This window comes from Roseomonas sp. SRI_022 (genome assembly GCF_057586215.1).
This window is the reverse complement of the sequence record NZ_JBYCZL010000016.1, coordinates 1-21,910: the sequence shown is the minus strand read 5'-3', so window position 1 is coordinate 21,910 and position 21,910 is coordinate 1. Positions and strand designations below refer to the sequence as shown.

The 21,910-nt window shown below is 69.7% G+C and carries 23 protein-coding genes and 1 tRNA gene; 10 read left to right on the top strand and 14 right to left on the bottom strand.

The window, feature by feature from the left end; translation table 11 throughout:
• Positions 1-69 precede the first annotated feature (69 nt).
• Both AC2YHJ_RS16610 and AC2YHJ_RS16605 read left to right on the top strand, forming a co-directional pair.
• Entirely contained in the window at positions 70-564 is a 495-nt protein-coding gene (locus tag AC2YHJ_RS16610; RefSeq protein WP_487397200.1) for a flavin reductase, read from the top strand.
• Between the two features lie 222 nt (positions 565-786).
• Complete coding sequence (locus AC2YHJ_RS16605; RefSeq protein WP_487397199.1) at positions 787-957, top strand: hypothetical protein; 171 nt, start codon at positions 787-789, stop codon at positions 955-957.
• A 2-nt stretch (positions 958-959) separates the two neighbouring features.
• Here the strand turns inward: AC2YHJ_RS16605 and AC2YHJ_RS16600 are convergent, their stop codons facing one another.
• Positions 960-2,522, bottom strand: coding sequence for a sulfatase-like hydrolase/transferase (locus AC2YHJ_RS16600; RefSeq protein ID WP_487397198.1), 1,563 nt, complete (start codon positions 2,520-2,522; stop codon positions 960-962).
• 297 nt (positions 2,523-2,819) lie between these two features.
• Between AC2YHJ_RS16600 and AC2YHJ_RS16595 the strand changes: the two genes are divergently transcribed.
• The 3 genes from AC2YHJ_RS16595 to AC2YHJ_RS16585 all read left to right on the top strand — a co-directional run bounded on the left by AC2YHJ_RS16595 (position 2,820) and on the right by AC2YHJ_RS16585 (position 4,354).
• Positions 2,820-3,404, top strand: a complete 585-nt coding sequence (locus AC2YHJ_RS16595; protein ID WP_487397197.1) for a PadR family transcriptional regulator — start codon at positions 2,820-2,822, stop codon at positions 3,402-3,404.
• Complete coding sequence (locus AC2YHJ_RS16590; protein WP_487397196.1) at positions 3,404-3,712, top strand: DUF2218 domain-containing protein; 309 nt, start codon at positions 3,404-3,406, stop codon at positions 3,710-3,712. The genes AC2YHJ_RS16595 and AC2YHJ_RS16590 overlap by 1 nt, the downstream gene beginning before the upstream one ends.
• Before the next feature lie 111 nt (positions 3,713-3,823).
• Positions 3,824-4,354 (top strand): SRPBCC family protein, encoded by a 531-nt coding sequence (locus AC2YHJ_RS16585; RefSeq protein WP_487397195.1) that lies wholly within the window; start codon positions 3,824-3,826, stop codon positions 4,352-4,354.
• Between the two features lie 150 nt (positions 4,355-4,504).
• Here the strand turns inward: AC2YHJ_RS16585 and AC2YHJ_RS16580 are convergent, their stop codons facing one another.
• Together AC2YHJ_RS16580 and AC2YHJ_RS16575 are read right to left on the bottom strand one after the other, a co-directional pair.
• Complete coding sequence (locus AC2YHJ_RS16580) at positions 4,505-4,831, bottom strand: DUF3303 domain-containing protein (protein ID WP_487397194.1); 327 nt, start codon at positions 4,829-4,831, stop codon at positions 4,505-4,507.
• A gap of 67 nt (positions 4,832-4,898) precedes the next feature.
• Complete coding sequence (locus tag AC2YHJ_RS16575; protein WP_487397193.1) at positions 4,899-6,020, bottom strand: branched-chain amino acid ABC transporter substrate-binding protein; 1,122 nt, start codon at positions 6,018-6,020, stop codon at positions 4,899-4,901.
• A gap of 222 nt (positions 6,021-6,242) precedes the next feature.
• On the opposite strand from AC2YHJ_RS16575, the gene AC2YHJ_RS16570 reads away from it, so the two are divergent.
• A complete protein-coding gene (locus AC2YHJ_RS16570) occupies positions 6,243-7,256 on the top strand; it encodes an SH3 domain-containing protein (protein ID WP_487397192.1) in 1,014 nt (337 codons plus the stop codon).
• 4 nt (positions 7,257-7,260) lie between these two features.
• Positions 7,261-10,368, top strand: a complete 3,108-nt coding sequence (locus tag AC2YHJ_RS16565; protein ID WP_487397191.1) for a caspase family protein — start codon at positions 7,261-7,263, stop codon at positions 10,366-10,368.
• A gap of 3 nt (positions 10,369-10,371) precedes the next feature.
• Here AC2YHJ_RS16565 and AC2YHJ_RS16560 read toward each other — a convergent pair whose 3' ends face one another.
• From AC2YHJ_RS16560 to AC2YHJ_RS16530, 7 genes are all read right to left on the bottom strand, one after another.
• The gene (locus AC2YHJ_RS16560; protein WP_487397190.1) at positions 10,372-10,791 is read right to left on the bottom strand and encodes a hypothetical protein; all 420 of its coding nucleotides are present in this window, start codon (positions 10,789-10,791) and stop codon (positions 10,372-10,374) included.
• Between the two features lie 12 nt (positions 10,792-10,803).
• Positions 10,804-11,979 carry a BaiN/RdsA family NAD(P)/FAD-dependent oxidoreductase gene (locus AC2YHJ_RS16555; protein ID WP_487397189.1) on the bottom strand — a complete coding sequence of 392 codons (1,176 nt, stop codon included), beginning with the start codon at positions 11,977-11,979 and terminating at the stop codon, positions 10,804-10,806.
• Positions 11,976-13,622 carry an NAD(P)/FAD-dependent oxidoreductase gene (locus tag AC2YHJ_RS16550; protein ID WP_487397188.1) on the bottom strand — a complete coding sequence of 549 codons (1,647 nt, stop codon included), beginning with the start codon at positions 13,620-13,622 and terminating at the stop codon, positions 11,976-11,978. The genes AC2YHJ_RS16555 and AC2YHJ_RS16550 overlap by 4 nt, the downstream gene beginning before the upstream one ends.
• Before the next feature lie 85 nt (positions 13,623-13,707).
• Positions 13,708-14,427 (bottom strand): ABC transporter ATP-binding protein, encoded by a 720-nt coding sequence (locus AC2YHJ_RS16545; RefSeq protein WP_487397187.1) that lies wholly within the window; start codon positions 14,425-14,427, stop codon positions 13,708-13,710.
• Positions 14,424-15,218, bottom strand: coding sequence for an ABC transporter ATP-binding protein (locus AC2YHJ_RS16540; RefSeq protein ID WP_487397186.1), 795 nt, complete (start codon positions 15,216-15,218; stop codon positions 14,424-14,426). The genes AC2YHJ_RS16545 and AC2YHJ_RS16540 overlap by 4 nt, the downstream gene beginning before the upstream one ends.
• Before the next feature lie 3 nt (positions 15,219-15,221).
• Entirely contained in the window at positions 15,222-16,499 is a 1,278-nt protein-coding gene (gene livM / locus AC2YHJ_RS16535; protein ID WP_487397185.1) for a high-affinity branched-chain amino acid ABC transporter permease LivM, read from the bottom strand.
• Positions 16,496-17,410, bottom strand: a complete 915-nt coding sequence (locus tag AC2YHJ_RS16530; protein ID WP_487397184.1) for an ABC transporter permease subunit — start codon at positions 17,408-17,410, stop codon at positions 16,496-16,498. The genes livM and AC2YHJ_RS16530 overlap by 4 nt, the downstream gene beginning before the upstream one ends.
• 158 nt (positions 17,411-17,568) lie before the next feature.
• Here AC2YHJ_RS16530 and AC2YHJ_RS16525 point away from each other — a divergent pair, with 158 nt between their 5' ends.
• From AC2YHJ_RS16525 to mbfA, 3 genes are all read left to right on the top strand, one after another.
• Positions 17,569-18,003, top strand: coding sequence for a hypothetical protein (locus tag AC2YHJ_RS16525; RefSeq protein ID WP_487397183.1), 435 nt, complete (start codon positions 17,569-17,571; stop codon positions 18,001-18,003).
• A gap of 139 nt (positions 18,004-18,142) precedes the next feature.
• Positions 18,143-18,535, top strand: coding sequence for a hypothetical protein (locus tag AC2YHJ_RS16520; RefSeq protein ID WP_487397182.1), 393 nt, complete (start codon positions 18,143-18,145; stop codon positions 18,533-18,535).
• Between the two features lie 108 nt (positions 18,536-18,643).
• Positions 18,644-19,633 carry an iron exporter MbfA gene (gene mbfA / locus AC2YHJ_RS16515; RefSeq protein WP_487397181.1) on the top strand — a complete coding sequence of 330 codons (990 nt, stop codon included), beginning with the start codon at positions 18,644-18,646 and terminating at the stop codon, positions 19,631-19,633.
• A 7-nt stretch (positions 19,634-19,640) separates the two neighbouring features.
• On the opposite strand, the gene AC2YHJ_RS16510 is transcribed toward mbfA, so the two are convergent.
• The 4 genes from AC2YHJ_RS16510 to AC2YHJ_RS16495 all read right to left on the bottom strand — a co-directional run.
• Entirely contained in the window at positions 19,641-20,672 is a 1,032-nt protein-coding gene (locus AC2YHJ_RS16510) for an LLM class flavin-dependent oxidoreductase (RefSeq protein WP_487397180.1), read from the bottom strand.
• A gap of 174 nt (positions 20,673-20,846) precedes the next feature.
• Positions 20,847-20,922: transfer RNA gene (locus AC2YHJ_RS16505), tRNA-Phe, on the bottom strand.
• Positions 20,923-20,994: 72 nt separating this feature from the next.
• The gene (yacG, locus tag AC2YHJ_RS16500) at positions 20,995-21,174 is read right to left on the bottom strand and encodes a DNA gyrase inhibitor YacG (protein WP_487397179.1); all 180 of its coding nucleotides are present in this window, start codon (positions 21,172-21,174) and stop codon (positions 20,995-20,997) included.
• Positions 21,164-21,910 (bottom strand): ribonuclease E/G (locus AC2YHJ_RS16495; protein ID WP_487397178.1); only part of this gene is annotated, 747 nt, incomplete at its 5' end. The genes AC2YHJ_RS16495 and yacG, both read right to left, overlap by 11 nt.

The window sequence follows — 21,910 nt, the reverse complement described above, 5'->3', positions numbered from 1 at the left end:
GCGCGCACGTCTTGGGGCAGTGCCATTATTCTCGAAGGGCCGGCGGCCGGCCGGCAGGGGACTGTCTGAATGTCCGTGACGCGTCAGGAATTCCGCGATGCCATGGCGCGCCTCGGGGCCGCGGTGAACATCGTCACCACCGACGGGCCGGCGGGCCTCGGCGGGCTGACGGTGTCCGCCGTCTGCTCGGTGACGGATGACCCGCCGACGCTGCTGGTCTGCCTCAACCGCGGCAGCCCGCAGAACCGCCTGTTCAAGGACAATGGCGTGCTCTGCGTGAACAGCCTCGCACCGGGGCAGGAGGCGCTGTCCGCCCGCTTCGCCGGCCGTTCCGCCGAGGCGGACATGACCGAGCGCTTCTCCCATGCGACCTGGGGGCTGCTCGATACCGGCTCCCCGGTGCTCGATGGCGCGACCGTCTCCTTCGATTGCCGCATCGCCGAGGTGGTGGAACGCGGTACGCACAGCGTGATCTTTGCCGAGGTCCAGGCGGTGCGGCAGGGCGCGGCATCCCGCGGCCTGATCTGGTTCAGCCGCGACTACCATTCGATCGGGGTCGGTTGAACCCTTCACCCGCGGACGGGGAGCGCACAGCGCGACCGCACCAGACCGGCAGCGGCCCCCAGCGCACCAGTGCGCGGCGCGAAGGCAAGCGGCCCCGATGGGCCGCGCCCGCCGCTTGAGGACAAACAAACCCGGCGCATTCCTCCCATGCCGAGGTCGCAAAGGCGCCGCAAACGGTTTGCACCCTATCCTCTTCGCAGGTGCAACCAAGGAGCCCGTTGGATGACTGAAGTGAAGGTGGAACTGCCGGACAGCCTGGCCGCGGAGATCGCCCGCCGTGCCGCGGCGCTCGGCACCACCGCCGAGGAGTGGGTGTCCGCGGTTGTGCAGGATCTCGCCGCCGACCTGCCGGAAGAGACGGCCGACGGTCCGGACAGCTGGATCGCCCGGTAAGCCTACCACTCACCGTAGAAGACGCCGGCCGCCTTGTGGCGGTCGGTGCGCAGTTCGGCCTCGGCCCAGCTTAGCGTCGTCCGGCGCTTCAGGCCGGTGAACCAGGCGAGCAGCCGCTGGCGCATCGCCTCCCGCACCCCCCCGAGCGCGGGGTCGGCGCCAAGGTCGTGGAATTCCTGCGGGTCGGCCGCCAGGTCGAACAGCATCGGCCGCAGCCCGTCGGTCCAGTGGACGTATTTCCAGCGGTCGGTGCGGACCATCCAGGCATGATGCTGGCCGGTCTTCAGCCCGAGCCGCCGCCGCGCCCCGCGGAAGGTCCAGTCGAGTTCACTGAATACCGCATCGCGCCACGGCGGGGACGCGCCGCGCATCAGCGGCAGCAGCGATCGTCCCTCCACCACATGCTCCGCCGCGTCGAGGCCGAGCGCGTCGAGGATGGTTGGCACCACGTCGATCGCCTCGACCAGGCGGTCATCGACGCTGCCGCGCGTGGCGTCGGCCGCGCCTGACGGATCGGCCACCAGCATCGGCACGCGCTGGATGCAGTCGTGGAACAGCTCCTTCTCGCCCAGCCAATGGTCGCCGAGATAATCGCCATGGTCCGAGGTGAAGACGACCAGCGTGTCGTCCCATCGGCCCAACCTTTCCAACGCATCCCACACCCGCCCGAGATGGTGGTCGAGTTGCGCGATCAGCCCCTGATAGGCCGGGCGCACCGTCGCGATGCAATCGCCCAGCTGGAAGGATTGCGCGACTTCCTCGTTCTGGAATTCGCGCAGGGCAGGATGGGCGCTGGGCTCGCGTTCCGCGGCGTCGCGTGACACCGGCAGGCATTGGTCGGGCGTGAACATCGCGTGCCAGGGTGCCGGCGCGATGTATGGCCAGTGCGGCTTCACATAGGACAGGTGCAGCACCCAGGGGCGATCGCCCTGCGTCTCCATGAAGTCGATGGCGCGATCGGTGGTGTAGGCGGTCTCGCTGTGTTCGTCCTTCACCCGGGCAGGATGGCGCGCATTGCGCATCTTCCAGCCGTTCTGCGTGCGGCCCTGCTCATCCGTCACCGCGATGACGTAGTCGGTCCAGGGATCGCGGCTGTCATAGCCCTGCGCGCGCAGCCAGTCGGCATAGGCGCTGTCCGTTTCGGCATGATGGCCATCATGGCGGTCCACCAGGGTGAACCAGCCCTCGCGCAGCAGCACCGCAAGTTCGTCCTGCCCATCGAGCAGCAGGCGCTTCATGCCGCGCGCATCGGGCAGCATATGCGTCTTGCCGGCCAGCGCGAGCGTCCGTCCGCTCTCTCGCAGATGCCAGCCCAGCGTGACCTCGCCGACCGACAGCGGCACGCGGTTGTGCGTGGCCCCGTGGGAGGAGACGTAGCGGCCCGTATAGGCGCTCATCCGCGACGGGCCGCAGATGCCTGACTGCACATAGGCCTGCGCGAAACGCACGCCGCGCGCGGCCAGCGCATCAATGTTCGGCGTGCGCAGGAAGGGATGTCCGGCGCAGCCGAGGTGATCCCAGCGCAGCTGGTCGCACATGATGTAGAGCACGTTGCGTATGGTCATGCGCGGCCAGCGTCCCCGTTCCTCGGCGCGGGACGGTAGGGCAGGGGGCTGCAACCCCACAAACGCGACGCATCGACCGGGGAGGGCTGCGCCCTCCCCAGACCCCTCCGGCCAGGGCTCCGCCCTGGACGCGCCAAAGGCCCGGGGTCTTTGGAAACCGTCAGTTGGCACCAATCACAGAGGCGTATCGCGGGGATGTGATGTCGCAGGACTCGCAACAGACTGAGTTTCGATATATCTAAAAATAAGCTATATCGAAATACGGTCGATATGCGCATCAACACAAGGTACGAACCCATGCGACATCCCCACGATCGACATCATGAACGCGGCCATGGCTGCCGCTTCGCCCGCCCCGACCGGCCCGAGGACGGGCCCCGCTTCGGGCGCCGTCATCGTGGCGGCGGCCGCTCTGGCCTCGGCCGCTTCTTCGCCCATGGCGACCTGCGCCTCGTCATCCTCGGCCTGATCGCCGAGAAGCCCCGCCATGGCTACGAGATCATCAAGGCGATCGAGGAACGCGTCGGCGGCGCCTACAGCCCATCGCCCGGCGTGATCTACCCGACGCTGACGCTGCTCGAGGAACTCGGCTACGTCACCGTCGACACCTCAGGCGAAGGCAGCCGCAAGCTGCATGAGGCGACAGAGCAAGGCCGAGCTTTCCTCGAAGCCAACCGCCCTGCGCTCGACGCCCTGCTCGCCCGCATGGACGAAGCCGGCCGTGCCCAGGGCGGCGGTCCCGCGCCACAGATCATTCGCGCGATGGAGAATCTGAAGCTCGCCCTGCGGCTGCGCTTCGCCCGCGGTCCGCTCAGCCAGGACCAGATCGACGCGGTCGCCGCGGCGATCGACGCGGCCGCCCATGGCGTGGAGCGCAGCTGATGGACACCACCCCCGCCATGATGGCGTCGGATGCGCGCGCCGCCACCGGCGTCCCGCGCCGCTACCTCGGTCAACTCTGCAAGCACTTCCAGCACAAGTTGCCGGTGGATCTCGGCGAGACGACGGGTCGCATCGCATTCGCCATGGGCGTGTGCGTGCTCGACGCGGCGTCGGTGCCGGAGACGCTGCTGATGCAGGCCGTGGCACCAGACGAGGCATCCCTCACCAAGCTGGAGGACGTGATCGCCCGCCACCTCGAACGCTTCGCCTTCCGCGAGACGCTGAGCGTCCAGTGGGTCCGGCGGTAGGCGAGACCGCCGCTCCACGATTGATCCTGGACCCGATCAGGGGCAGGACGGGTCCGCACGCCGGACCGGTGTGCCGAACGGTGACCAGTCAGGGACGGAGGATCGCGGCACATGGACGATCATGGCGAGGTGACCGAAGCCGGAACCGTGCGTTTCCGGCGCCTGCTGCCCGGCCCCATCGAACGGGTCTGGGCCTTCCTGACGGAGCCGGAGAAGCGCGCCACCTGGTTCGGCGGCGGGCCGATGGAACTGCGTCCCGGCGGCGCGGCGCGGATGCATTTCCGCCACGCGAATCTCTCGCCAGGGGAAACGCCGCCGGAGAAGTACAGGCAGGTGCAGGAGGGCCTCGAATTCGACTATCGCATCCTCGCCTGCGACCCGCCGCGGCTGCTCGCCTTCACCTGGCCCCGCGATGAGGGCGAACCGGATTCCGAAGTGACCATCGAACTATCGGAACAAGGTGATCGCGTGCTGCTGGTGCTGACGCATCGGCGCCTTGACCACGCCGGCATGATCAACGTCTCGGGTGGCTGGCACACCCATCTCGGCATCCTCGCGGCAAGGCTTGCCGGCACGGCGCCGCCGCCATTCTGGGACACGGTCGCGCGGCTGGAAGCCGAATACGCCGCGCGCATCCCCTGAAACGAAGAAGGCCCCGGCGGTATCCCGCCGAAGCCTTCCCATCGCGTGGCCGGTTGCGGCCCGCGAAGCCCTGGTGACCCGCGGAGCTATCGGTCCGCGGTGATCCGGGCCGCGAGCGCGACTGCCCGATTGATGCGATGAGACACCGGATCACCTCCTTTCGGTTGTTGACGAATCGGAGTCTGCGCCTTCGCCGTTGCGGCAATCAAGCGGTTCGAGATGCCGCTCGACGAGTGCACGCGTCTGTGACGAAGGAACCACAGGCACGAGCTCGAAGGTGACGAGGTCACCCCAACCCAGCACCCATTCCTGCAGCAGCAGCGGATCGTCGCATTCCATCACCTGGAAGCAGCGATCGAAATTCGCCTCGATCCATGACCCGACATAGTGCAGCCCTTCGGGCAGGCCGCGGCCCTCCGCGCGCAACTTCCTGTAGACCGCCTTGGCGTCGCGGTTCCGGAAACGCTCGATGACCATGAAGTGCATCGTGGCAGCTTCACCGGCGATGCGCGCGGGGATGGGCCACACCCCCGCGCGCCACCATTCACGAAATCTCGGCGTAGGCCCCGTTGCGCCAGACGTAGAAGACGTAGTCCGGCACAGTCACGTCGCCCTTCGGCGTGAAGGAGATCGGGCCGAGCACCGACTGCCACGGCCCGTCCGACTTCAGGATTGCCGCGAGGCGCCGCGGGTCCGTGGTGTTCGCCTTGGTCGCCGCCGCCGCGAAGATCTGGATGGCGGCGTAGGTGTAGAGGACATAGCCCTCGGGATCGACGTTGCGGGCGCGGAAGCGCGCCACGACATCAGCAGCGGTCGGGCGCTTGCGCGGGTCGGAGGAGAAGGTCATCAGCGTGCCTTCACCCGCCGCGCCGCTGATCTGCCAGAACTCGTTGGTCACCAGCGCATCGCCGCCGATCAGGGTGACATTCATCCCCTGTTCCTTGGCCTGGCGGATGATCAGCCCGCCTTCCGTGTGGTAGCCGCCGAGATAGATGACATCGATCCCCGCCGCCTTCATGCGCGACACGATCGCGTTGTAGTCGCGCTCGCCGGGCGTGTAGGCGGCGTACATCGTCTCCTGCATGCCGCCGGCGTTCATCGCCTTCTTGGTCTCGTCGGCGAGGCCCTTACCGTAGGCCGAGTTGTCGTGGAGAATCGCGACCTTCTTGTCGCGGAAGTTGCGCAGGATATAGGCGCCGGCGACCTGGCCCTGCTGGTCGTCGCGGCCGCAGACGCGGAAGGTGTTCCACTTGCCTTCGTCGGTGAAGCGCGGGTTCGTCGAGGCGGGCGACATCTGCAGCACGCCTTCCTCGGCATAGACGTCGCGCGCCGGGATCGAGGAGCCGGAGCAGAAATGCCCCGCGACGAACTGCACGCGCCGCCCGGCGAGCTGGTTCGCCACCGACACCGCCTGGCGCGGGTCGCAGGCATCGTCGCCGACCTCGAGCGCCAGCTGCCGGCCGAGCACGCCGCCCGCTCCGTTGAGATCGTTCACGGCCTGGGTCGCGCCTTCGCGCATCTGGGTGCCGAAGGCGGCGTACTGGCCGGTCATCGGGCCGGCGGTGGCGATGCGGATCGGGCCCGATGCGGCTTGCGCGAAGGCATCCCGCCCGATGGCCAAGGTGCCGAGGCCCGCGCCGAGCACCAGCCTGCGTGTCGTGACCATTGCTTGTCCCTTCGTTGAAGCCGGCCGCCTTGCGCCCCGATGGCCCGCGGCCCTGTCTGAGGGAAGGTTAGAGCAGTTACCGGCGGCGGGGGAACACGCGATCGGCGGCCATTCGCGCCACCTCCAGCGTGACCTGGCGCACGCGGCGGCGCGCGGCGCTCTGGCACAAGGGGTAACGGCCTGTTACGCTGTCTCGCCTATCTTCTCTCGGGAGTTTTTTTGATGCGTTCCTCCCTTCGCCGCCCTGTCGCCTGCCTCACCGCCGCCGTCATGCTTGCCGGCTGCTCGACCCAGGCGGGCCGCATCGGGGCGGATGACGGGCGCGATGCCTGCCGCGCCTATGTCGTGCAGCTCGATTCCACCGGCAATTTCTATGGCGAGGATATCGTGCGCGGCGCGGCCATCGGCGCCGGCACCGGCGCGATCGCGGGTGGCTTGCTGGCCGCGGCGACCGGGCGGCGCGGCAGCGACATCCTGGCCGGTGCGGCGATCGGCGCGGTGGCGGGTGGCGTGGTCGGCGGCGTCGGTGGCTACATCGCAGCGCGCCAGCGTCAGTCGCAGAATCAGGGCGCGCTGGTGCAGGCCGTCGGTGGCGACATCGCGAACGAAAATCGCCAGCTCGATGCGACGCAGCTCGCCTTCAACCAGCTGGTCGATTGCCGCGTGAATGCCGCGAACCAGATCCGCGCCGGCGTGCGCGCCGGCCGGATGAGCCGCGACCAGGGCATGGCGCTGATGACGTACCAGCGCGACCTGATGCGTCGCGACGTCGCTCTCGCGCAGACGATCAACCAGAAGATCGGCACCCGCGGCGCCGAGTTCGACAGCGCCATCGAGACCATCTCCCCGGGCACGAAGGGCCAGGTGCAGGCGCGCCGCGCGGTGAGGGCAACCCCCACCACGGCGCGTGTCTCCGCCCCCATCCGCATCCGTCCCGATGCCGGCGCGGCCGAGATCGGCCAGCTCAGCCGCAACGAGACGGTGACGGTCAGCCCGGCGCAGGGCAATTTCGCCCGCGTCGAGACGTCCTCGGGCGTGGTCGGCTATGTGCCGGCGAGCTCGGTCGGCGTGCGCGGCCTCGGCAGCCCGGAAGCGGGCGTCGGTGGCCGTGGCCAGGATGGCGAGTTCCGCCAGCTCGCGGCGTCCAACATCGCCCGGCGTGACAACTTCTCCGAGAGCGTGGCGACCGCCGACCGGCTGGCGCAGGGCCAAGGCTTCGAGCTGAGCAGCAGCTGAGCCGATGATCGGTCGCCGCACGCTGCTGGGCCTGTGGCTCGCGGCGACCCTCGGGCTTTTCGCGCCGGCGCCGGCCCAGGCGCCGAACGAGCCGCCGCAGCAGCCTTACCTGCGCATCGAGGCTGGGGCCCATATCGCCCCGGTCGCACGCCTCGCGACCGATGCGGCGGGCGGCACGCTCGCCACCGTATCCGACGACAAGACGCTGCGGTTGTGGAACCTGCCGGAGGGCACGCAGCGCTTGGTCATCCGTCCGCCCATGGGTGCCGAAGCGGAAGGCGAGCTCTACGCCGTGGCGCTGACCCCCGATGGCGCGCGCGTCGCGGCGGCCGGCTTCACCGCGCGGTCCTGGGACAGCAGCTTCGCGCTCTACATCTTCGATGCGAATACCGGGCGGCTGCTGGCGCGGCTGCCGGGACTGGCCGCGCCGGTGCAGCATCTCGCCTTCTCGGCAGATGGCACGCGGCTCGCGGCCGCGCTCGGCGGGCGCGCGGGCATCAAGGTCTGGGACGCGCGCAACGGGCGCTTGCAGTTCGAGGATGCGAGCTTCACCGGCCCCACCCGTATGGTCGCCTTCGACGGCGGCGGGCGGCTTGCCGCCAGTTCCGCCGATGGCTCGGTGCGGCTCTATGCGCCGGATGGGCGGCGGCTTGCGCAGCGCACGCCGGTCCAAGGCGCGCGGCCCTATGGCATCGCCTTCTCGCCGGAAGGCTCGCTGCTGGTGCTTGGGTTCGAGGACCGGCTGCGCGTGGAGGTCCTGGCCGCATCGGATCTGCGCACGGTCTTCGTGCCCGACGTCGCGGGGCTGGCTGGGGAGGGGCTGCCGGCAGTGGCGTGGGCGCATGACGGGCGCGGCGGGTTGCAGCTCTATGCCGGCGGCTATGCGCGGCATAACCGTCCGGCCGGTCCGCAGGGCGCCGCACCCGCACCCGCACCGGCGCCAGCGCCGCCCGCAACCCCAGCCAACGCGCCGCGGCCCGCCGGGCCGGCATCATCCTCGTCCTCATCCCCCGCGCCGGGTGGCGGGCGCGGCCTGGTCGTGCGACAGCAACAGCCGTCACCGGGCGCCATGCTCGACCCGGCGCTGGTCTCACCGCCGGATACGCGGCGCGAGTTCATGATCCGCCGCTGGGCCGATTTCGGCTTCGGCGCGGCGACCGACATCCCCGCGTCACGCGACGCGGTCGCGCATATGGTGCCGCTGCCGCAGGGCGGGCTGGTCTATGCTGCCGCGGATCCGGGCTGGGGGCGGATCGCGCCCGACGGCACGCTGGCCGCGGCGCCCCGGCCGCCGGGCGGGGATTTCCGCAATACCGGTGTCACCCTCGCCCTGTCGGCCGATGGGACGCAGGTGCAGTTCTCGCTGCGCGCCGGCGGCACGCCGATCGTCTTCGATCCGCTGACCGGTAATCTCAGCGCCTGGGGCGGGGAGGCCGGCTTCGCCACGGCGCGGACCGAGACGCCGCGCATCCGCGTGCTCGACTGGCGCAATTCCAACCGTCCGCGGCTGAACAACGTCCCGCTTCGTCTGGGCGAGGGCGAGTTCGCCCGCAGCCTTGCCATCCTGGTGCGGGAGGACGGCTTCCTGCTCGGCACCGACACGCATCTGCGGCTGTTCGACGCGCAGGGCAGGCTGGTCGACGCGATCCCGACGCCCGGCGCGGTCTGGGGCGTGACGGTGGCGGGCGACATGGGCGTCGCCGCGCTCGGCGACGGCACCATTCGCTGGTACCGCTTCGAGGCGGGCGCGCTGCGCGAACAGGCCGCGCTGTTCGTCCATGCCGAGACCCTGCGCTGGGTGTTGTGGTCGCCCGAGGGTCTGTTCGACCACGCCGCCAATGGCGGGCAGGAACTCGTCGGCGTGCACCTGAATGGCGGGCGCAACCAGACGCCGGAATGGGCCTCCTTCCAGCAGGCCTATCGTGCGCTCTACGCACCGCGCGCGGTGCGGTCGCGCATCGCGGGGGATTTCGCCCCGGCGCAGGAACGCCTTGCGCAGCTGGGCGAGGTCCGCAACCGGATCGGCCGCCTGCCGACGCTCGCCCCGGCGTCGCTCTGCGCCGTGGTGGGCACGGAATGCCAGGCGATCGCCTGGGATGCGCGGGCATTGCCGGAAGGATCCACGGCGCTGCGCATGGGCTTCACGGCGACGGATCGTGGCCTTGGCTTCGGGCCGCTCGACGTGCTGGTGAATGATCGGATCGCCGCGCGCGCCGAACCCTCGGCGGGCGATGCGGGCGTCGAGGTGCCGCTCGACCCCGGCAGCAATCGCATCGCCACGCGGCTCTACGCCAGCGACGGCACGCTGTTCGCCGAAGGCCCGTCCCTGACGCTGCGCCGGCCCGGCGAAGCCGAACCCGCAGCCGGGGCTGGGCGGCTGGTGGTGCTCGCCATCGGCGTGAACGAGTACGCGCAACCCGACCTCAACCTGCGCTTCGCCGAACCCGATGCGAAATCGGTGGGCGAGGCGCTGCGCGCCAGCGGCGCCGGCCTGTTCCGCGAGGTCGATCTGCGCTTCCTGCCGAGCGCGCGCGCCAATCGTCGCGGTGTCCTCGAAGCGCTGGCGGCCGTGGCGCGCGATACCGGGCCGGCCGATACCTTCATCCTGTACATGGCGGGGCATGGCATCGTCTCCCAGCCCGGCAACCACTTCCTGTTCCTGCCATCAGACGTGCGCGACACCAGCAGCTTCCCCGTGCTGCGCCAGCAGGCGCTGGACGACACGACGCTGGTCGCGGCACTCGCCCGCATCCGCGCGCGCGACGCCTTCATCCTGATCGACACCTGCTATGCCGGGCAGATCGACATCGATCAGCTCGCCGCGATCGGCAACGACACCGGCCGCTTCCTGCTGGCGGCGTCGTCGAGCGTGCAGGAGGCGCTGGATTCCTACGACGACCGCAACGGCGTCTTCGCCTATGCGCTGATGGAAGGGATTCGCGGCCGCGCGGCGGTGGATTCCGAAGGGCGCGTGACGGCGCTGGCGCTGGGCGAATGGGTCATGCGGCGCGTGCCGCAGCTCGCCCGGGAAAAGGGGCATCAGCAGAACGCGGTGTTCCGCGCCGCGCAGCGCGATCTGCGATCGTTCCCTCTGGCGATGGTGCCGCGGTAGCGGTCAACCCTCCGGCGGCGTCGCCACGCAACCGCCGCCGCTGCGCGTGAAGGATGCGACGCGATCCGCGCGGACTTCGAAGGTCACGCGGCAAGGTGGCGGCGGCGCATAGGCGGGATAGGCCGATCCCAGCCCCCATCCGCCGCCCCAGCCGCCACGCCAGCCGAATCCGCCGACGCCGAAGCCCATCACCGGCATCGGCGTGGGGGCGGAGGTACCGAGCCGTTCATACTGCAGGAAGCGACGACCCTCGGGCGTGGTGAAGTCGCCATCCGGCACGCCGATGCGTTGCACCAGGTCGCCGACCGGCAGACCGACCAATTCCTGCATGCGCGTGTCGAAGCCGGCCTGGGTGGCGCAGCCGGCGAGTGCCAGTCCGGCGAGAAGAAGGATCGGGCGCATGGTGTTGAGAATGGTATGCAACTGGGGCGGTTTCTAGGCCGCCTCGCCCGCGGCCCAGCCGCTCGACCAGGCCCACTGGAAATTGTAGCCGCCGAGCCAGCCGGTAACGTCCACTGCCTCCCCGATCACGAAAAGCCCGGGCACGTCCTGGGCCATCATGGTCTTCGATGACAGCGCATCGGTGCCGATGCCGCCGAGCGTCACCTCAGCCTTCGCGTAGCCCTCGGTGCCCGAGGGTTCGGGCCGCCATGCCTTCAGCAGCGCGCCGAGCGCCTTGAGCGGCGCGTCGCCGATCTCGCCCATGATGCGCGGCGGCAGATGCGCGGCGGCGAGCGCCTGGGCGAGGCGCTGCGGCAGCAGGTCCGCCAGGATGGTGCGCGGTTCCGCCTTCGGCCGCGCGCGCTTTGCCGTGAGCAGAAGTGCCGCCGCATCCTGGCCCGGCAGCAGGTCGAACTCCACGGGAGTGCCGGGTTGCCAGTAGGAGGAAACCTGCAACACCGCCGGCCCGGACAGGCCGCGATGGGTGAACAGCATCGCCTCGGGAAAGGCGGCGCGGCCGCATCGCGCGATCACCGGCAGCGCCACGCCAGCTAGCGGGCGCATCAAGTCGAGCGCCGCGCCGTCGAAGGCCAGCGGTACCAGGCCGGGGCGCGGTGCGACGACCGGCAGGCCGAAGCGTCGTGTGACGTCATGCGCGAAGCCGGTCGCGCCCATCTTCGGTATCGACAGCCCGCCGGTCGCCAGCACCAGGCTCTCTGCGGTGAAGGCGCCATGGTCGGTGGTGATGGTGAAGCGACTGCCGCGCGTGACCTCGGTGACGCGGTGGCGCAGCCGAAGGTCCACGCCCGCGGCCTCACATTCCGCCAGCAGCATCTGCACGACCTGCCGCGCCGAGCCGTCGCAGAACAACTGGCCGAGCGTCTTCTCGTGGAAGGCGATGCGGTGCTTGCCGATCAGCGCGATGAAGTCGTGCTGCGTGTAGCGCGCCAGCGCCGACCGCGCGAAATGCCGGTTGACCGAGATGAAGCGGTCCGGCACGCAGCCGGTATTGGTGAAGTTGCAGCGCCCGCCGCCGGAGATCAGGATCTTCTTGCCGGGCTCATCGGCATGATCCAGCAGCAGCACGCGCCGCCCGCGCTGGCCGGCGCGCATCGCAGCGAACAGCCCGGCCGCACCCGCGCCGAGGACGACGACGTCGAAATCCGTCACGCTGCCGCCACGCCCAGTCCCGCCATGTCGCGGCCCACCGCCTCGGCCACACGGATGCCGTCCACGCCGGCCGAAAAGATGCCGCCCGCATAGCCCGCGCCCTCGCCGGCCGGATACAGCCCGACCGTGTTGACGCTGCGGAAGGACGCATCGCGGCGGATGCGGATGGGAGACGAGGTGCGCGTCTCCACCCCTGTCATCACCGCATCCTCCATGTCGAAACCACGGATCTGGCGGCCGAAGGCGGGCAGGGCCTCGCGGATCGCCGTGACAACGAAATCCGGCAGGCAACGTGAAAGATCGGTCGGTGTCACGCCCGGCTTATAGGACGGCACCACCGAGCCAAGCACGGTCGAGGCCCGCCCCGCCAGGAAGTCCCCCACGCGCTGCGCCGGCGCGCTGTAGTCGCTGCCGCCGGCGATGAAGGCCTGTTCCTCCCAGTGTCGCTGGAAGTCGATGCCGGCGAGCGGATGGCCGGGATAGTCCTGGTCCGGCGTGATGCCGACCACGATGCCGGCATTGGCGTTCCGCTCGGCGCGCGAATACTGGCTCATGCCGTTGGTCACGACGCGGCCGGGTTCGGAGGCCGCGGCGACCACCGTGCCGCCGGGGCACATGCAGAAGGAATAGACGCCGCGCCCGTTCGCAGCGTGGTGCACCAGCTTGTAGTCCGCCGCGCCGAGAATCCTGCTCCCCGAGAAATCCCCGAAGCGGGCGCGGTCGATGATGGACTGCGGATGTTCGATGCGCACGCCGATGGAAAACGGCTTGGCCTCGATATGCACGCCGCGGTCGAACAGCATCTGGAAGGTGTCGCGCGCCGAATGGCCGATGGCGAGCACGACGTGGTCCGCTTCGATCGTCTCGCCGGCCTCGGTGACGACGCCGCGCATGCGGCGGATGCCGTCGCGACCGGTCTCGACCAGGATGTCCGTGACCTTGGTGCCGAAGCGATACTCGCCGCCGAGCGCGGTGATCTTCTCGCGCAGGCTTTCCACCATCGTCACAAGGCGGAAGGTGCCGATATGCGGCTTGGCGACGAACAGGATCTCCTCCGGCGCGCCGGCTGCGACGAATTCCGTCAGAACCTTCCTGGTGATCGATTCCGGCGCCTTGATGCCGGAGTAGAGCTTGCCGTCGGAGAAAGTGCCCGCGCCGCCTTCACCGAACTGCACGTTGCTTTCAGGCGTCAGTTCGCGGCGGCGCCACAGGCCCCAGGTGTCCTTGGTGCGTTCGCGCACCACCTTGCCGCGGTCGAGGATGATCGGGCGGAAGCCCATCTCGGCGAGGATCAGCGCGGCGAACAGCCCACAGGGGCCGGTGCCGATGACCACGGGGCGCTTCCAGCCGGCGGGCGGCGCATGCGCGACCTGGCGATAGGCGGTGTCCGGCGTGGGACCGAGCGTGCGCACCAGCCTGCGGTCCCGCGCCGCGCGGCGCAGCAGGGCGGCTTCGTCCGCCACCTCGATATCGACGGAATAGACGAGGAAGATGTCCGAACGCTTGCGCGCATCCCAGGCACGGCGGGCGACGTGGATCGCGCGCAGCTCATCGGCGCGCAGGTCGAGGCGCGTACGGATGGCCGCCTCGATCGCCTCGGGCGGGTGGTCGAGCGGCAGTTTCAGTTCGGTCAGGCGCAGCATGGGGGGCGTATAGCACGGGATTGGAGGGGCTCTGCCCCTCCAAGCCACCCCGCCAGGGGGCAACGGCCCCCTGGACCGCGGAAACTCAGTGGCCCCCGCCGAGGTAGGCGTCGCGGACCTCCGGCATGGCCAGAAGGTCGCGGCCGGGGCCGGCCAGGGTGATGCGGCCATTCACCAGCACGTAGCCCCGATGGGCCAGGCGCAGCGCCTGGTTGGCATTCTGTTCCACCAGCAGCACGGTCAGGCCCTCGGCTTCGTTCAGCGCGCGTATCGCCTGGAAGATCTGGCGCACAACCAGTGGGGCGAGGCCGAGGGAGGGTTCGTCCAGCAGCAGCAGCCGCGGCTTCGACATCAGCGCGCGGCCAATGGCCAGCATCTGCTGCTCCCCGCCCGACAGCGTGCCGCCACGTTGCACCTCCCGTTCCTTCAGGCGCGGGAACAGGGCAAAGACCTGTTCGAGCAGCGGCGCCGGATCGTGGCCGGCAACCTGCGCGCCCATCAGCAGGTTCTCCATCACCGACATGCGCGGGAAGACGCGCCGTCCCTCCGGCACCTGCGCGAGGCCGAGGCGCATGATCTGGTGCGTCGGCAACTGGGTGATGTCGCGGCCTTCGAAGACCACGCGGCCGGACCGCGCGCGCGGATCGCCGCAGATGGTCATCAGCAGGGTGGATTTGCCTGCGCCATTGGCGCCGACCAGGGTGACGATCTCGCCCTGCGCGACCTCGATCGACACGTCACGCAGCGCCTGCACGGCGCCATAGGCGGTGGAGACGGCTTCGACGGCCAGCATCGGGGCGGTCATTCCTCGTCGCCCTCCCCGAGATAGGCGGCGATGACGCGGGGATCGGCACGGATCTCGGCCGGCGTGCCATCGGCGATCTTGCGCCCGTGGTCGAGCACCACGACCCGGTCGGAAATGCCCATCACCACGCCCATGTCGTGTTCGATCAGCAGCAGCGAGCAGCCGCCGTCGCGGATGGCGCGCAGCAGGACCGACAGTTCCTCCGATTCACGCGGGTTGAGGCCCGCGGCCGGTTCGTCGAGGCACAGCAGAACCGGGTCGGTGCACATGGCGCGCGCGATCTCGAGCCGGCGTTGCTGGCCGTAGGGCAGGGCACCGGCCGGGTCGTCCGCGCGTTCGATCAGCGCGGTCTGTTCCAGCCAATGCACGGCCTTGGCGATCGCCGCCTTCTCCGCGCGGCGATACCCGGGCGCGCCGAGCAGGGCGCCGACGCCGAAGCCGGTCGCGGCCATCAGCGTGTTGTGCTGCGCCACGAGCAGGTTCTCGAGCGCCGTCATGCCGGGAAACAGGCGGATGTTCTGGAAGGTACGCGCGACCCCGGCGCGGGCGATGCGGTGGCCTGGCAATTGGTGCAGGGCGACCGGCGCGCTGTCGCGGAACAGCCGCAGCGCACCGGCGGAAGGCCGGTAGAAGCCGGTGATGCAGTTGAACAGCGTCGTCTTGCCCGCGCCGTTCGGGCCGATGATGGCGGTGATGTCGCCGCGCATGGCGGTGAAGGTCACGGCATCCACGGCGACCAGGCCGCCGAAGCGCATGGTCAGGGTATCGGTCTCGAGGATCGGCATCGCCATGAGTCAGCCATGCCCCTCGGCGACATGCTCGGCGCCGATGCTGCGTCTTTCGCGCAACGCGACCGAGGGCGTGCGATGCCCGACCAGTCCGCGTGGGCGCACGACCATGATCAATACCATCGCGCCGCCGAACACCAGCATCCGGTACTCACCGAGATCGCGGAACACCTCGAACCCGCCCATCATGATGAGGGCGGAGATGGCGATGCCGATCTGGCTGCCCATGCCGCCGAGCACGACGATGGCGAGGATCGTAGCACTTTCGATGAAGGTGAAGGATTCCGGGCTGATGAAGCCCTGCCGCGTGGCGAAGAAGGACCCCGCGAAGCCGGCGAACATCGCACCCAGCGCGAAGGCGGTCAGCTTCGTGGTGGTGATGTTGATGCCAAGGGCGCGGCAGGCGATCTCATCCTCCCGCAGCGCTTCCCAGGCGCGCCCGAGCGGCTGGCGCCGCAGCCGCACGCTCACCCAGTTGGTCAGCAGCGCGAGCGCGAGGATCAGGTAGTAGAGGAAGATCACGCGATGCGAGGGGGAGGGCTCGATGCCGAAGAAATCGGAGAAGGAGCCGGGGCCCCCGCCGGCACTGAAACTCAGGCCGAAGAAGGTCGGGCGTGGGATGCCGGTGATGCCGTTCGGCCCGTTGGTCAGGCTGACCCAGTTGAGCAGCAGGACGCGGATGATCTCGCCGAATGCCAGCGTGACGATGGCGAGGTAGTCGCCGCGCAGCCGCAGCACCGGAAACCCGAGCAGGACCCCCCAGAACGCCGCGAGGATGCCCGCCAGCGGCAGGCAGATCCAGAAGGACAGGCCGAAGGTCGTCGCCAGCAGCGCATAGGAATAGGCACCGACCGCGTAGAAGGCGACGTAGCCGAGGTCGAGTAGCCCGGCGAGCCCGACCACGATGTTCAGCCCCCAGCCGAGCATCACATAGGTCAGCACCAGGATGCCGAGGTCGAGCTCATACCGTCCTGTCCCGGGGATGAAAGGCAGCAGCACCGCCAGTGCCAGCAACACCGGCGCGACCAGCCGCCCCGCCTTGCGCAGGGCCTCCACGCGCGCCGCGGAAGCGGGCTTCGGCTCACCCCTTGCGGCGCGCCAGGCCAGCAGGGCGAGCCTTCCGGCGAAAGCGAGGCCGACCAGGATCGCCACATCCCCCCAGCGCTGGCGCAGCACCAGGCTGCCGGTCGGCCCGACATCGGTGCGCAGCCCGACCATGGGAACGAACAGGCCGAGCGCGACCAGCGCCGTCAGCGCCGCATCCTTCAGCGCCCGCAGCGTCATACCTTCTCGACCTCTGCCCGGCCGAGCAGTCCGGTCGGCATGAAGATCAGCACCAGCACGAGGATCGAGAAGGCCGCGACATCCTTGTACTGGACGGAGAAATAGGCGGACCAGAAGGTCTCGATCAGCCCGATCAGCAGCCCGCCGAGCACCGCGCCGGGCAGCGAACCGATGCCGCCGAGGACCGCGGCGGTGAAGGCTTTCACCCCCGCGAGGAAGCCGATGTAGAAGTCGATCACGCCGTAGCGCAGCAGGTACATCGTCCCCGCCACGGCCGCGAGCGCGGCGCCGATCACGAAGGTCAGGCTGATCGTGCGGTCGGTGTCGATGCCGAGCAGGGACGCCATCTTGCGGTCCTGCTCGCAGGCCCGCATGGCGCGGCCGAGCGGCGTGCGCGTGACCAGCCAGGTGAAGACCGCCAGCACGCCGAGCGTGATCGCGATGATCAGCATCTGCATGTAGGAGAACTGCACGGCGAAGGCGTCCATGTGCAGAACCGTCACGCCGCCGGGCAGCACCGCGTCGATCGGCTTCACCCGCGCGCCCTGGGCCACCTGCACGTAGTTCTGCAGCACGATCGACATGCCGATCGCCGAGATCAGCGGTGCGAGGCGAAACGACCCGCGCAAGGGGCGGTAGGCCACGCGTTCCACGGTCCAGCCATACAGCGCGGTGACGCACATCGACACCAGCAGCACGATCAGGATCGCGGCCGGCCCGTCCATGATGCCGCCCGACACCAGCATGACGATCGAGATCAGCGCGATGAAGGCGCCGACCATGAAGATGTCGCCATGGGCGAAGTTGATCATGCCGATGATGCCGTAGACCATCGTGTAGCCCACGGCGATCAGCCCATAGATCATCCCGAGGCTGATCCCGTTGATCAGCTGTTGCAGCGCATAGGCCACGTGTCCCCCGACTGCAGTCTCCCGCCCCGACGCTAGGGCAGCCCGGGGGCGGCCGGAAGCGGATTCGGACATCCGGATGGCCGGGCGGCGGTTGGTCCGGTGCAACTTCGTTGCGTCCGCGGCGTTCACTGCCCGCAACGGAGTGGAGGAGAACGACCATGCGACGCGGAGCGATTGCCTGTCTGTCCCTGCTGGCCGCCACGGGCTGCGGCATGACGGCCCCCGGCACCTCGCGCGCCCCGGATCAGGTGGTTGTCGTGCCGAGCGCCTATCCCGGCGCCACCCAGCAGGTGGTGCTGTCCGGCGAGATGCTGACGAACCGCGTTCCGATCGGCGGGCACAGTGAACCACGCCACGACCTGTACATCCGGGTGAACGGCCAGCCGGCGGTGCAGGGCACGCTGGTGACCTATGGCGACACCACGCTGCAGGGCTATGCCGGGACCATGCCGGTCAGCTCGGCATGCCGGTCGCGGGAGATCGGCCACGCCGACCGCCAGTTCGACTGCGTCATTACGCTAAATGGACGGCAGGCGACGACCATGTCCTTCCGCGCGACGCCGATCGGGCCGCAGCCGCCCGTCGGCGCGTAGTCGCGGCCCCCGCCAGGAGGGGGTGCCGGAACCGGGGGGCCTGGGCCCCCGCGTGAAACGGATCACAGCGCGGACCGGCCGCGGCTTGCCGCGCGCCGGCGGCGCTGTAGGAGAGTGCTCCCAATCTTCCGGAGCCATCATGATCCGTCGCCTGACCACCGATGTTCCGCGCATCCTGCTTGCCTTGATCTTCCTGCTCGGGGCGGCGAACGGCTTCGCTTGGATGCTGACCGGGCAGCAACTGATCCATCCGCCGACCTCCGATGCCGGGCTGCGCCTCGAGGAGGAACTGAAGGCAAGCGGCTTCCTCTGGCCGCTGATGAAGACGATCGACCTGATCGCGGGGCTCTGCCTGCTGTTCAACCGGGCGCCGGCGGCGGCGCTTCTGCTGCTGCTGCCGATCATCACCGTCATCATCCTGTTCCACCTGGTGCTGAACCCGGGTGGTCTGCCGCTCGCCCTGGTCCTCGCCGTGCTGACGGGAATGCTGCTGTTCGCCTATCGCGACCGCTACGCGCCGCTGCTGCGCTGACGGCGCGCCGGTGCCTCGGCCGGGCTGATCGGCTATGGCTGGAACGCCCTGGCCGCCGCAGGGTGCCGGTGGCCGGCGCGCGCGGCGGCGCATGACCGGAATGGCCCGATGCGATCGCTACTGCCCTTCTTCGGTGGTTCCCGCCGCCGCTTCGACAGCCTCTCGGCGCAGGAGATCCTAGCGCTGGCGATTTCCTCCGAGGAGGAGGACAGCCGCATCTACGCGCTCTATGCGAGCCGCCTGCGCGACAGCTACCCCGCCTCGGCCGCCGTATTCGACGCCATGGCCGAGGAGGAGAACGAGCATCGCCGCCGCCTGATCGACCTGTATCGCGCGCGCTATGGCGATCTGATCCTGCCGATCCGGCGCGAGCATGTGGTCGATTTCTACGGCCGCAAGCCGGTCTGGCTGGTCGAGAATCTCGGCCTCGACCGGATCCGCGAGGAGGCCGCGGCGATGGAGCGGGACGCGCAGGCCTTCTACGCCGCCGCGGCCGCCCGCAGCACCGATGCCGAGGTGCGCAAGCTGCTTGGCGACCTTGAGGCAGCGGAGGCGCAGCATGAGGACCGGGCGGACCACCTGGTCGCCGACCGGCTCGGCGGCGAGGCCGGCGCGCAGGAGGTGACCGCCGCCAGGCGGCAATTCGTGCTGACCTGGGTACAGCCGGGCCTTGCCGGGCTGATGGATGGATCGGTGTCGACCCTCGCACCGATCTTCGCGACTGCCTTCGCGACACAGAACCCGGCGACGACCTTCGTGGTCGGCCTGTCAGCCTCGCTCGGCGCCGGGATATCCATGGGCTTCACCGAGGCGGCGCATGACGACGGCAAGCTGTCGGGCCGCGGATCGCCGTGGAAGCGGGGGTTGGCGTCGGGGGTGATGACGGCGCTGGGCGGGCTCGGCCACGCGCTGCCCTATTTGATCCCGCATTTCTGGACTGCGACGGTGATCGCGCTGGTGGTTGTGTTCTTCGAGCTGTGGGCGATCGTCTGGATCCAGCATCGCTACATGGAAACGCCGGCCGGGCGGGCGATGTTCCAGATCCTGCTGGGTGGCGGGCTGGTGCTCGCCACCGGCATCCTGATCGGCGGGTCGTAGTTCTGCGTCAGGCAAGCATCTCCCGCACCAGCGGGACCACCTTCGTGCCGTACAGCTCGATGCTGCGCAGCAGCCGCGCATGGCTGAGCGCGCCGGCGCTGTACTTCAGCTGGAAGCGTTGAAGGCCGAGCGCCTTCACCGTCGCGGCGATCTTGCGCGCCACCGTCTCCGGCGCGCCGACATAGAGCGAGCCGTGCTCCACCTCATTGTCGAATTCCGCGCGGGTCATGGGCGGCCAGCCGCGTTCCGCGCCGATGCGGTCGCGCATGCGTCCGTAGTCCGGCCACAGCTCCTCACGCGCCGCTGCATCGGTGTCGGCGACATAGCCGGGCGAATGCACGCCGATCGGCCGCACGGGCTGGCCGAGCTTGTCGCAAGCCTGGCGATAGAGATCGGCATAGGGGCCGAAGCGGTGCGGATCGCCCCCGATGATGGCGAGCATCAGCGGCAGCCCGTAGCGCGCCGCCCGGATCACCGATTCCGGGCTGCCGCCGACGCCGATCCAGGTCCGCAGCGGCGGGTTCTCGACGACGGGAAAGACGCGCTGGTCGCGCAGCGGCGGGCGTGTCGAGCCCGACCAGGTCACCGGGCCCTGCGGCAGCAGCTTGGCGAAGAGGTCGAGCTTCTCCTCGAACAGCACCTCATACTGATCGAGCGCGAAACCGAAGAGAGGGAAGGATTCGGTGAAGGACCCGCGGCCAAGTATCACTTCGGCCCGGCCGTTCGAGGCCGCATCGAGCGTGGCGAAACGCTGGAAGACGCGGATCGGGTCATCCGAACTCAGCACCGTGACGGCGGAGCCGAGCCGGATCCGATTCGTCCGGCCAGCGATGGCGGCGAGCACCACCTCGGGCGCGGAGACGGCGAAATCCTCGCGGTGATGTTCCCCGACGCCGAAGAAATCGATGCCGAGGCTGTCGGCGAGCGCCGCCTCGGCGATGACGTCACGAATCACCTGTGCCTGCGGCAGCGCCGCGCCATCCGCGCTTGCGGTGACGTCGCCGAAGGTATCGAGGCCGAATTCGATGGGAGCGGTCATCGGGTTTTCCGAGGAGTGATGCGATGTAGGACTAGCCTGCCCGCTTCGGGCGGCAAAACCGGCGGGCAGGGAACGCCGGCGGCATGCCTATCCGGCGCCCACCGGGGACACGACCAAGCCAAGCGCACTCGCCTGCAGGCGAGCCTCACGCACGGGTCAGATGATAGGGAAGGATGGTGCCCAGGGGCGGAATCGAACCACCGACACTGCGATTTTCAGTCGCATGCTCTACCAACTGAGCTACCTGGGCCCATGAAGGTTCCCGTGGGAACCCGGCGAGGCGGCGGGAAATAGCGGAGGCGGCGGCCCCTGTCCAGCCGGGTCAGGCACCGTCCTTCTCGTCATCGTCCGGTTCGGCCGGAATTGCGTAGCTGCCGGTCAACCAACGCCCGAGATCCGCCTGCGCGCAGCGTGGCGAGCAGAAGGGCCGTGTCTCGGCCTGGGCCGGCCGGCCGCAGATCGGGCAGCGCGCCGGCCGCCGTGGTGCTGGTTCAGTCGCCATGGCGGACCTCCTCGATCGAAGGATCGGCGGCAGCCGGGTCGGGACGTAGCAGCAGCGCGGTGCCTGCCTCGGCCGCGAAGGCTTCCAGCGCGCCGGGCAGTCCCTCCAGCGCCGCGACCACCATCGGCGCCGCGCGCAGCGCGAGTCGCTGCCCCGGCCGCGCCGCTGCCTCCCGCGCCGCCTGGCGAAGCGCCGTCAGCCCCCGCGTCAGCGCTGAGGCCGGCCGGCCCAGCACCTCATGCAACGGCGGATGGACGCGGTCCCGAACGATCTCGGCGAGGCCAAGATGGGTGAAGCCCAGCAGCCGCGCCTGGCGATCGGGGGCCAGGGCATCCCGCAGCGGTTCGGCCAGTGCCTCCCGCCGCTTGGGCGACAGGCCGGCGAAATCGACCATGATGGCGCCGCCCAGGTTCCGCGCGCGGATCTGCCGCGCGAGTTCCGGCAGCGCGCTCCGGTTCAGCAAGGCGACCTCATGCGGGCCGCGCGCCCCGGCCGCGCTGCCGGCATCCATGTCGATGGCGGTCAGCGCCGGGGTGGGGTGGATCAGCAACCGCCCGCCACCGGGCAGCGGCGCCTCGCTTCCGGCCAGGATGTCGAATTCGGCCTCGATCGCATCGTCGAAAGCCAGGGCCAGGCGCGCGCGCTCACCCAGCGCCGGGCGCAGGCGCGCCAGCAGCGCGGCGCTGTCCACCAGCAATTCGGCCTGCGGAAAGCGGGCCGCGAGCCGTTCCGCGGC

Coding starts and splice junctions, on each gene's coding strand:
- AC2YHJ_RS16610 (WP_487397200.1), top strand. CDS start 70: ATGTCCGTGACGCGTCAGGAATTCCGCGATGCCATGGCGCGCCTCGGG.
- AC2YHJ_RS16605 (WP_487397199.1), top strand. CDS start 787: ATGACTGAAGTGAAGGTGGAACTGCCGGACAGCCTGGCCGCGGAGATC.
- AC2YHJ_RS16600 (WP_487397198.1), bottom strand. CDS start 2,522: ATGACCATACGCAACGTGCTCTACATCATGTGCGACCAGCTGCGCTGG.
- AC2YHJ_RS16595 (WP_487397197.1), top strand. CDS start 2,820: ATGCGACATCCCCACGATCGACATCATGAACGCGGCCATGGCTGCCGC.
- AC2YHJ_RS16590 (WP_487397196.1), top strand. CDS start 3,404: ATGGACACCACCCCCGCCATGATGGCGTCGGATGCGCGCGCCGCCACC.
- AC2YHJ_RS16585 (WP_487397195.1), top strand. CDS start 3,824: ATGGACGATCATGGCGAGGTGACCGAAGCCGGAACCGTGCGTTTCCGG.
- AC2YHJ_RS16580 (WP_487397194.1), bottom strand. CDS start 4,831: ATGGTCATCGAGCGTTTCCGGAACCGCGACGCCAAGGCGGTCTACAGG.
- AC2YHJ_RS16575 (WP_487397193.1), bottom strand. CDS start 6,020: ATGGTCACGACACGCAGGCTGGTGCTCGGCGCGGGCCTCGGCACCTTG.
- AC2YHJ_RS16570 (WP_487397192.1), top strand. CDS start 6,243: ATGCGTTCCTCCCTTCGCCGCCCTGTCGCCTGCCTCACCGCCGCCGTC.
- AC2YHJ_RS16565 (WP_487397191.1), top strand. CDS start 7,261: ATGATCGGTCGCCGCACGCTGCTGGGCCTGTGGCTCGCGGCGACCCTC.
- AC2YHJ_RS16550 (WP_487397188.1), bottom strand. CDS start 13,622: ATGCTGCGCCTGACCGAACTGAAACTGCCGCTCGACCACCCGCCCGAG.
- AC2YHJ_RS16545 (WP_487397187.1), bottom strand. CDS start 14,427: ATGACCGCCCCGATGCTGGCCGTCGAAGCCGTCTCCACCGCCTATGGC.
- AC2YHJ_RS16540 (WP_487397186.1), bottom strand. CDS start 15,218: ATGGCGATGCCGATCCTCGAGACCGATACCCTGACCATGCGCTTCGGC.
- livM (WP_487397185.1), bottom strand. CDS start 16,499: ATGACGCTGCGGGCGCTGAAGGATGCGGCGCTGACGGCGCTGGTCGCG.
- AC2YHJ_RS16525 (WP_487397183.1), top strand. CDS start 17,569: ATGCGACGCGGAGCGATTGCCTGTCTGTCCCTGCTGGCCGCCACGGGC.
- AC2YHJ_RS16520 (WP_487397182.1), top strand. CDS start 18,143: ATGATCCGTCGCCTGACCACCGATGTTCCGCGCATCCTGCTTGCCTTG.
- mbfA (WP_487397181.1), top strand. CDS start 18,644: ATGCGATCGCTACTGCCCTTCTTCGGTGGTTCCCGCCGCCGCTTCGAC.
- AC2YHJ_RS16510 (WP_487397180.1), bottom strand. CDS start 20,672: ATGACCGCTCCCATCGAATTCGGCCTCGATACCTTCGGCGACGTCACC.
- yacG (WP_487397179.1), bottom strand. CDS start 21,174: ATGGCGACTGAACCAGCACCACGGCGGCCGGCGCGCTGCCCGATCTGC.